9 protein-coding genes are annotated in these 8,978 nt (G+C 69.9%); 7 read left to right on the top strand and 2 right to left on the bottom strand.

The window, feature by feature from the left end:
* The 4 genes from ESP51_RS17645 to ESP51_RS17630 form a co-directional block, all read left to right on the top strand.
* Positions 1-852, top strand: an 852-nt coding sequence (locus tag ESP51_RS17645) for a fructose-bisphosphatase class II (RefSeq protein WP_129522205.1), incomplete at its 5' end; no start/stop codon positions are given.
* A 140-nt stretch (positions 853-992) separates the two neighbouring features.
* Entirely contained in the window at positions 993-1,994 is a 1,002-nt protein-coding gene (glpX, locus tag ESP51_RS17640) for a class II fructose-bisphosphatase (RefSeq protein ID WP_129522204.1), read from the top strand.
* A gap of 53 nt (positions 1,995-2,047) precedes the next feature.
* Entirely contained in the window at positions 2,048-3,403 is a 1,356-nt protein-coding gene (locus ESP51_RS17635) for an MFS transporter (RefSeq protein ID WP_129522203.1), read from the top strand.
* A gap of 63 nt (positions 3,404-3,466) precedes the next feature.
* Entirely contained in the window at positions 3,467-3,862 is a 396-nt protein-coding gene (locus ESP51_RS17630) for a VOC family protein (protein WP_129522202.1), read from the top strand.
* 21 nt (positions 3,863-3,883) lie between these two features.
* Here the strand turns inward: ESP51_RS17630 and ESP51_RS17625 are convergent, their stop codons facing one another.
* Entirely contained in the window at positions 3,884-5,236 is a 1,353-nt protein-coding gene (locus tag ESP51_RS17625; protein WP_129522201.1) for a DNA recombination protein RmuC, read from the bottom strand.
* Positions 5,237-5,293: 57 nt separating this feature from the next.
* Positions 5,294-5,911 (bottom strand): exonuclease domain-containing protein, encoded by a 618-nt coding sequence (locus ESP51_RS17620; RefSeq protein WP_129522200.1) that lies wholly within the window; start codon positions 5,909-5,911, stop codon positions 5,294-5,296.
* A gap of 183 nt (positions 5,912-6,094) precedes the next feature.
* Here ESP51_RS17620 and ESP51_RS17615 point away from each other — a divergent pair, with 183 nt between their 5' ends.
* Genes ESP51_RS17615 through ychF form a run of 3 tightly spaced genes read left to right on the top strand, consistent with a single transcriptional unit; the run spans position 6,095 to position 8,937 of the window.
* Positions 6,095-6,949, top strand: a complete 855-nt coding sequence (locus ESP51_RS17615) for a class I SAM-dependent methyltransferase (RefSeq protein ID WP_129522199.1) — start codon at positions 6,095-6,097, stop codon at positions 6,947-6,949.
* Positions 6,946-7,857 (top strand): DMT family transporter, encoded by a 912-nt coding sequence (locus ESP51_RS17610; protein WP_129522198.1) that lies wholly within the window; start codon positions 6,946-6,948, stop codon positions 7,855-7,857. The genes ESP51_RS17615 and ESP51_RS17610 overlap by 4 nt, the downstream gene beginning before the upstream one ends.
* 6 nt (positions 7,858-7,863) lie before the next feature.
* Complete coding sequence (ychF, locus tag ESP51_RS17605) at positions 7,864-8,937, top strand: redox-regulated ATPase YchF (RefSeq protein ID WP_129522197.1); 1,074 nt, start codon at positions 7,864-7,866, stop codon at positions 8,935-8,937.
* Positions 8,938-8,978: the final 41 nt, after the last annotated feature.

The raw sequence follows: 8,978 nt of genomic DNA, 5'->3' as shown, positions 1-8,978 counted from the left end.
AGGCCGCTCGTCGGGCACCGGGACCCGCACGCGGTCGACGCCGCCGCGGTCGACGCGCTGCGTGCCGCCCTCGCCGCGGTCGCCGTCGACGGCCGGATCGTCGCGGGCGAAGGCGAGAAGGACGACGCGCCGATGCTGCACCCGGGCGAACGGTTCGGTACGGGTGCCGGTCCGGCGATCGACGTCGCCGTCGATCCCGTCGACGGCACGCGCCTGGCTGCAGCCGGGGAGCCGGGAGCGATGGCGATCCTCGCGGCCGCGCCTCGAGGGGCGTTCCTCGACCTCGGGCCTGCCCACTACCTCGACAAGCTCGTGCACGCCGGACCCGACGCCGGGCTGCGCCTCGACCTGCCGGTCGGTGAGAACCTCGCCCGGCACGCCGAAGCCCGCGGGCTCCGAGTGGCCGACCTCACGGTTGCCGTGCAGCGCCGACAGCGCAACGCCGCGCTCGCCGCGGCGGTGGCCGAAGCAGGGGCGCGACTGCACGAGTTCGAGCACGGTGACATCGAGCGCATCGTGCACGCCGTGGCATCCGACGGATCCCTCGACCTGCTGCTCGGCGTCGGCGGCGCACCCGAGGGCATCATCGAGGCCGCGATCGTGCGCGCGCACGACGGGTTCATGCTCGCCCGCGTGGCACCGCAGTCCAGGCGCGAGGTGGCACGGATCGCCCGCGCCGGGATCGACGCGACGCGCAGCTGGACGCGCGACGAGCTCTGCGCCGAGCCCGCGTTCGTGGCGATCGCTGCCGTGACCGAGTGCGCGCTCGAGCCGGCGCCGGCTGAACTGGTGCGAGTGGCTCAAGGTCCGATGGCGGCGGGGTTGTCGGCATCCGCCTTTCCTGAGCGTTAAGTTCTGCGAATCTTTCCCCGGCGGATACCCGGAACTTCGAGTGGCGCGATGGCCCGATGCCTAGGCTGGAGAGGCGGGCGCGAGCGCTCGACGACGGCTCCGAGCGACGGAGCCGCGCACAGCGTCCGGGAGGACCCTCGATGGTGAGCTTCGACACGACCAGCCAGCACCTGCACCCCGATCGCAACATCGCACTCGAACTCGTGCGTGCCACGGAGGCCGCGGCGATCCGCGCGTACCCGTGGATCGGGCGCGGCGACAAGCTCGGCGCCGACGGAGCGGCGGTCGACGCGATGCGCGCGTTCCTCGGCACGGTCAACTTCGACGGCGTCGTCGTGATCGGCGAGGGCGAGAAGGATGCCGCGCCGATGCTCTTCAACGGCGAGCGGGTCGGAAACGGCCGCGGCCCGGCGTGCGACATCGCCGTCGACCCGATCGACGGCACGTCGCTCACGGCGGCCGGACGGCAGAACGCCATCTCGGTCATCGCGGTCTCCGACCGTGGCACGATGCTCGACGCCTCCTCCGTGTTCTACATGGACAAGCTCGTGGCCGGCCCCGAGGGGATCGGCGTGCTCGACATCCGCAAGCCCATCGGCGAGAACCTCCGCGCGCTCGCGGCCGCGAAGGGCAAGGACGTCGGCGAGCTCCGCGTCGCCGTGCTCGACCGCCCGAGGCACGAGCAGCTCATCGCTGAGATCCGCGAGGCCGGCGCGGGCACGCGACTCATGCTCGACGGCGACGTGGCCGGCGGCATCAACGCCGCACGCTACGAGTCGCGCATCGACCTCTGCGTCGGCATCGGCGGCAGCCCCGAGGGCATCACCACGGCGTGCGCCCTCAAGGCACTCGGCGGGTTCATGCAGGGCAGGCTCGCACCGAAAGACGACGCGGAGCGCAGCCGAGCCGAGGCAGCCGGCCTCGATTGCGACGCCGTACTCGAGCTCGACGACATGGTGCGCAGCGACAACACGTTCTTCGTCGCGACCGGCGTGACCGACGGCGGCCTCGTCGACGGAGTGAAGCGCAAGGGGCCGATCATCCGCACCGAGAGCATCGTGTTGCGCGGCACCTCGGGAACCGTGCGGCGCATCTCGGCCGATCACCTCGCCGAGAAGTGGCTCGACGAGCGCGATCTGTGAGCTGAGATCCGGCCCACCTACCGAATGTCCGTGGTCGGCGCGATGATGAGGGGATGACTCAGGTCACTCGTCTGCCGCGCGCGCTCCGACCGTTCGCGTCGGGCCAGTATCGGCTCCTCATCGTCGCCCTCGCCTCGTCGCTGTTGAGCGCCGGAGCATGGATCGTGGCCGCCGTGTGGCAAGTCGTGGAACTGGGCGGCAGTCCCGTCGACCTGTCGTTCGTCGCGGTCGGCTCGAGTCTCGGCCTCGTGCTCGCGGTGCTGTTCGGCGGCGTCGCGGCCGACCGCATCCCGCAGCGACGCATCCTCTTCACGGTCGAGGTCGTGCGAGGCGCGGGCTTCGCCGTCGCGGCCGCCCTCGCCTTCGGCGGCATCATCGAGGTCTGGCACATCGCCGTGATCGCGTTCGTGCTCGGCGTCGCCGACGGCTTCTTCTACCCCGCGTACTCGGCGTGGCTTCCCGCGATCCTGCCCGACGAGCAACTGCTCGCCGCGAACGGCGTCGAGGGCGTGCTGCGCCCGTCGGTCATGAACGCCGCAGGGCCCGCGCTCGCGAGCGCACTCATCGCGGTGCACTCGCCGGCGCTCGCGTTCGCGGTCGTCGCCGGGTTGCAGATCATCGCCGCCGGGGTGCTGCGGATGATGCGCCTGACGGCGGTGCGTCGCGATCTCGACGAGGCGACGGTGCATCCGTTCCGGCAGACCTTCATCGACCTTCGCGGCGGATTCGTCTACCTCCTGCAGACGAAGTGGCTGCTCGCGACGCTCGTGTTCGGGATCGTGCTCGTCTTCCTCATCATGGGGCCGATCGAAGTGCTGCTGCCGTTCGCGGTGAAAGACCAGACCGGGGGCGGCGCCGGGGCGTTCGCGTTAGCCCTCGCTGCCTTCGGCGTGGGCGGCGCCGCCGGCTCCCTCGCGGTCGCCTCGATCAAGGTGCCGCGAAGGTACCTCACGCTCATGATCCTCGCGTGGGGTTTCGGTTGTGCCCCGCTCGCGATCCTCGGTGCGACGAACCTGCTGTGGGTCATGATCGTCGCGCTCTTCGTCGTCGGCTTCCTCTTCTCGGCCGCGCAAGTGCTGTGGGGCACGCTCCTGCAGCGGCGGGTGCCCCCCGCGATGCTCGGCCGGGTCTCGAGTCTCGACTTCTTCGTCTCGCTCGCACTCATGCCCGTCTCGATGGCCGCCGCCGGCCCGGTGGGTGAGGCGATCGGCCTCATGCCGGCATTCCTCATCGCCGGTCTGGTTCCCCCCGTCCTGGCCCTTGCGACCCTCGCCCTGGCGCGGCTCGGCAAAGACGAGCTCGCGCACCCGCTCGACGCCGAGATGGACCCGACGACCGTCACCGGTGCCGAGGCGGCGGCTGGGTTCGAGCCGCCGGTCGATGAAGCGGCATCGCCGCCGGAGCAGTGAACCTCTCGACCATCGGCCTCGGCCGTGGGAGTCTGGGTGGCAACGTTTGCGAAGGAGACCACGATGGTCACGTTTCGAGATGCATTCACCGGATTCAGCGTCGATGACATCGACACGGCTCGCGAGTTCTACGGCACGAAGCTCGGACTTCCGGTCGACGATGAACCGATGGCCGGGGCGCTGCGGCTCACGCTCCCATCAGGGCAGGCGGTCTTCGTCTACCCGAAGCCGAATCATGAGCCCGCGAGTTTCACGGTGCTGAACCTCCTGGTCGACGACATCGACACGGCGGTCGACGAGTTGAACGCAGCCGACGTCGTGACGAAGATCTACACCGCGCCCGACGACTTCGGCACCGACGAGCGGGGCATCGCTCGCGGCTCGGAGAGCGGCATGGGACCAGATATCGCGTGGTTCAAGGACCCGGCCGGGAACGTCGTCAGCGTGCTCGTGGGCTGAGCCGGATCGGCCCGCGTGCGGCTATCGGCGAGTCTCGTCGGGCACGTCGAGCTGGCGGCGGAGTTCGGGGTCGAGGTCGGCACCGGTGCCCGCGACGAGTTCGTACGCGGTGAGCTCGCGGGGCGCCTCCTCGATGCCCTCGAGCGGTGCGAGCACCTTCGATTCGTCGAGGGCAGCGAGCTTGCGGGCGGTGGGGAGCACCTGCCGCTCGAGCGAGCCCACGAACGTGTTGTAGTCCTTCACGCTGCGCTCGATCGTGCGACCGAGCTTCTCGATGTGGCCGGCGGTCGTCGAGAGGCGGGTGTACAGCTGGCGGCTCAGGTCGAAGAGCGTCTTCGCCTCGTTCGTGAGCACGTCTTGCTGCCACGAGAACGCGACCGTCTTCAGCACCGACCAGAGCGTGACGGGTGAAGCGAGCGCGACGCGCTTCGAGAAGGCGAACTCCATGATGCTCGGGTCGGCCTCCATCGCCGCGGAGACGAGCGATTCGCTCGGGATGAACGCGATGACGAGTTCGGGGGAGGCGTCGAGCCCGTTCCAATAGCCCTTCGCGCCCAGCGCGGTGATGTGCGCCCGCACTGCGGCGACGTGCTGCTTGAGGAACTCGGTGCGCCGCGCGGCATCGGCCCCGCTCGCGGTCGCGGGGATCTGGCTGGCCTCGAGGTAGGCGTTGAACGGCACCTTGGCGTCGACCGCGATGGACTTGCCGCCCGGCAGCCGCACGACCATGTCGGGGCGACCGGATCCGGAATCGCTCGAGATGCTCGACTGCACGTCGAAGTCGACGCGCTCGAGGAGGCCCGCCGCCTCGACGACGCTGCGCAACTGGGTCTCGCCCCAGACGCCGCGGGTGCTGTTGGAGCGAAGCGCCGACGCGAGCGACTCGGCCGTGGAGCGAAGCCGCTCTTCCGACTCCGCTGCGGACTTCAACTGCTGGGCGAGCTCGCCGTGCTGGAGGCTGCGCTGTTGCTCGAGGTCGGTGACCTTCATCTTCATCTCGCTGAGCGACTGCTTGACGGGCGCCAACGCCTGCAGCACCCGGCTCTCCGCCGCGTCGCGCGCCTCGCGGGCCTGCTGCTCGGCACGGTGCTGCTCGACCGCTTCGCGGTACTGCTGCTGGGCCTGCACGATCTGCTCGCGAAGCGCCTCGGCCGTCGCCTGCGCCGATGCGAGCTCTTCACGCAGGATCGACTGCACCGCGGCATCCGCCGCCTTCTGCTCGGCGAGGGCCGCTTGCTGCCGGGCCTCGATCACCGCCGGATCGTCGCCCTTGGGAGCGCGGGCTGCCCGTGACTGCAGCACGAACGCCACGCCGAGCGCGCCGAGTGCTGCACCGACGACGATGCCGAGGATGAGCGAGATGATCGGGTCCATGTCGCAAGTGTCGCAGGGGCCGCAGACATCGCCTGGGAGCGAGGTCGGCCGGGCGGGTTACTGCAGGGCCATCGGCCCGTGCACGGCGGCGTCTTCGCGCGTGGCGATGGGGCCGATCGAGCCGAGCTTCACCCTCGTGATGTGCGCGAGTCGCTCGAGATCGTCGGCCTCATGGCGCTTCGCGGCGTGCACGACGATCGCCGCGCACGCCTCGGCGTCGGCGAGGGCGTCGTGGTGGGAGAAGTCCTCGAAGCCGGCGGCCATCGCCACGACGGGAAGGCGGTAGGAGTCGAGGTGATAGGTCTTGCGCGCGACCTGCAGGCTGCAGAGGTATCGGAAGTCGGGCACCTCGAGGCCGACCGCGACCGAGGTCTTGGCGATCACGCCCATGTCGAAGCCGGCGTTGTGCGCCACGAGCACGTCGTCGCCCGCGAACTCGCGGAGCGCGGGCAGGTGCGCGGCCCAGCCGGGGGCATCCGCCACCATCCCGGGCGTGATGCCGTGGATGCGGATGTTCCACTCCGAGAAGTCGTTGTGCGGGAACGGCGGCCGGATGTACCAGTGCTCGCGATCGACGACGCGACCGTCGCGCACTTTCACGATGCCGACCGAGCAGGCTGACGCGCTCGACGAATTGGCGGTCTCGAAGTCGATCGCGGTGAAGTCCACTGGCACGCAGTCATCGTTGCATGCACCCGCGACACCGACCCGCGCGGCGACCGGGCGGGTCGCGAACCAAGCCGCGACTCGCCGTGCACGAGCACGCGACCGCGACCCTCGAGTCCGGCGGTTGACGGATGCACCCGCGCGGGCGTGGAATGGCCTCGAGACCGCGCCGCCGCAGCCGAGGAGGATCCGATGCTCGAAACCCAGGAGTCCGGGCTCGTCGTCGACCCCGGCGACCCCGGAACGCGTGAGAGCGCCCGCTCGTTCGGCGCCGCGGCATCCGTCTACCACCATTCGCGGCCTGGCTACCCCGTCGAGGCGATCGCCTGGCTGATCGGCGATGCCGTTCGCGTGCTCGATCTCGGCGCCGGCACGGGCAAGCTCAGCGAGGCGCTCGTGGCACTCGACCGGGAGGTGATCGCCGTCGACCCGGTCGAGGAGATGCTCGAGGAGCTCGAGGTGGCGGTGCCGGGCGTTCCGCGCATCCTCGGCACGGCCGAGGACATCCCGATCGAAGACGACTCCGTCGACGCCGTCGTGGCCGGGCAGGCGTGGCACTGGTTCCAGCCCGACCGGGCGGTGCCCGAGATCGCGCGCGTGCTGCGCCCCGGCGGGGTGCTCGGCCTCGTCTGGAACAGCCGCGACATCCGTGCCGACTGGTTGCGCCAAGCCGGCGAGATCATGCAAGAGCGGCACGACGCGAGCTCGACCTTCGAGAGCTACGTGCAGATCGGCCCGCCCTTCGGCGTGATCGAGGAGCACATCGTCGAATGGACCGAGCGGATGTCGCGAGCGCGCTTCCTCGACCTCGTGCGCTCACGCAGCTACTTCATCACGGCCTCGGCGGCCGACCAGGCGGCCACGATCGCCGCTCTCGAGACGCTGCTCACGACGCATCCCGAGGTCGCCGGCGCCGACGAACTCGCCGTGCCCTACATCACGCGCTGCTTCCGCGCCCGCCTCGGCGGCGACGCGGAGGGCGAGGGCGGAGTCGGCGGCGACGGGGGAGTCGGGGAGTCAGCGGCGACGCGTAGCCTTGACGGGTGAGAAACGGCCGGGTCTACGTCTACCTGGCGCTCGCCAACCTGTTCTGGGCCGGCAATTTCGTGTTCGGCGAGATGGTCACGCAGGAGATCACGCCGATCTCGCTCACGTTCTTCCGCTGGGTGTTCGCGGCTGTTCCACTCGTGCTCATCGCATGGATGATCGAGCGGCCCGATTGGCGTCTCGCGTTGCGCGAGTGGAAGCTGCACCTCGTGCAGTCGCTGCTCGGCCTCACGGGCTACACGCTGCTCATCTACGCCGCGCTCGCGCTCACGGGCGCCGTGAAGGCCTCGGTCATCAGCGCCATCAACCCGGCGACGATCGCCCTCGCCGCGGCGATCCTCCTGCACGAGCGGCTGAACCGAGTGCAAGCAGCCGGCATCGTCGTGGCGTTCGTGGGTGTCACGATCGTGCTCACGGGCGGAGACCTCGGCGAGCTCATCGCCCAGGGCTTCAGCGTCGGCGACCTGCTCGTCATCGGCTCGGTGCTGACGTGGACCTTCTACTCGCTGATCTCGCGGCGCCTGCGCACCCCGGCGATCACGGCCACCGCGGTGCAGGCCGTCTTCGCGGTCGTGACGATGCTGCCGCTCGTCGCCATCACGGGGGTGGGCTTGCCGACCGAGCCCGCCGGCATGCTCGGGCTCGCCTACATCGTGATCTTCCCCTCGATCGCCGGGTACGCGCTCTGGAACATCGGCACCTCGAGGGTCGGCCCGGCCAGGGCGGGCGTGTTCCTCAACCTCCTTCCCGTGTTCACGGTCGTCATCGCGCTGGCATTCGGGGCGACGCTCGAGCCGGCGGCGGCGATCGGCGGCCTCCTCGTGATCGCGGGCGTGTACCTCACCGTGCGCGTGCGCCGGGCGAAGAAGCCGGCGGCGGATGTCTCCGAGGCCGGGCCGGTACGATAGACCCCCGTGGCTCTCACTATCGGCATCGTCGGCCTGCCCAACGTCGGCAAGTCCACCCTGTTCAACGCGCTCACCAAGAACCAGGTGCTCGCGGCGAACTACCCCTTCGCGACGATCGAACCGAACATCGGCGTGGTGAACCTGCCCGACCCGCGCCTCGAGACGCTCGCCGGCATCTTCGGCTCCGAGCGCATCCTCCCGGCGGCGGTGGCGTTCGTCGACATCGCCGGCATCGTCCGTGGCGCCTCCGAGGGTGAGGGCCTCGGCAACAAGTTCCTCGCGAACATCCGCGAGGCCGACGCGATCGCGCAGGTCGTGCGCGGCTTCACCGACGACGACGTCGTGCACGTCGAGGGCGCGGTCGACCCCAAGGCCGATCTCGAGACGATCAACACCGAGCTGATCCTCGCCGACCTCGAGACACTCGAGCGTGCGATCCCGCGCTTCGAAAAGGAGATCAAGGGCAAGAAGCTCGATCCCTCGGTGCTGACCACGGCGAAGGAGGCGCTGGACCTGCTCCAGAAGGGCACACCGCTCTCTGCGGCATCCATCGACCTCGAACCCATCAAAGAACTCGGCCTCCTCACCGCGAAGCCGTTCATCTACGTGTTCAACGTCGACGAGGCGGTGCTGACGGATGCCGCGCGCAAGGCCGAGCTCGCAGCGCTCGTGACGCCCGCCGAAGCGGTCTTCCTCGACGCGAAGATCGAGTCGGAGCTCATCGACCTCGACGAGGCCGACGCAGCCGAGCTGCTCGCCTCGACCGGCCAGGATGAGTCGGGCCTGAACCAGCTCGCTCGAGTCGGTTTCGACACCCTCGGCCTGCAGACCTACCTCACGGCCGGCCCGAAGGAATCGCGCGCCTGGACGATCCACAAGGGCTGGAAGGCCCCGCAGGCCGCCGGCGTCATCCACACCGACTTCGAGCGCGGCTTCATCAAGGCCGAGGTCATCTCGTTCGCCGACCTCGTCGCAACCGGCTCGGTCGCCGAGGCCCGCGCCAAGGGCAAGGCCCGCATGGAGGGCAAGGACTACGTCATGCAAGACGGCGACGTGGTCGAGTTCCGGTTCAACGTGTGACGAAGCGCCCGGTCCTTCGGCATGCCGAATTCCGGCGGAAT

This window comes from Agromyces albus (genome assembly GCF_004134825.1).
In the GTDB taxonomy this organism is placed as follows: Bacteria; Actinomycetota; Actinomycetes; order Actinomycetales; family Microbacteriaceae; genus Agromyces; species Agromyces albus.
This window is presented reverse-complemented; position numbering and strand designations above follow the sequence as displayed.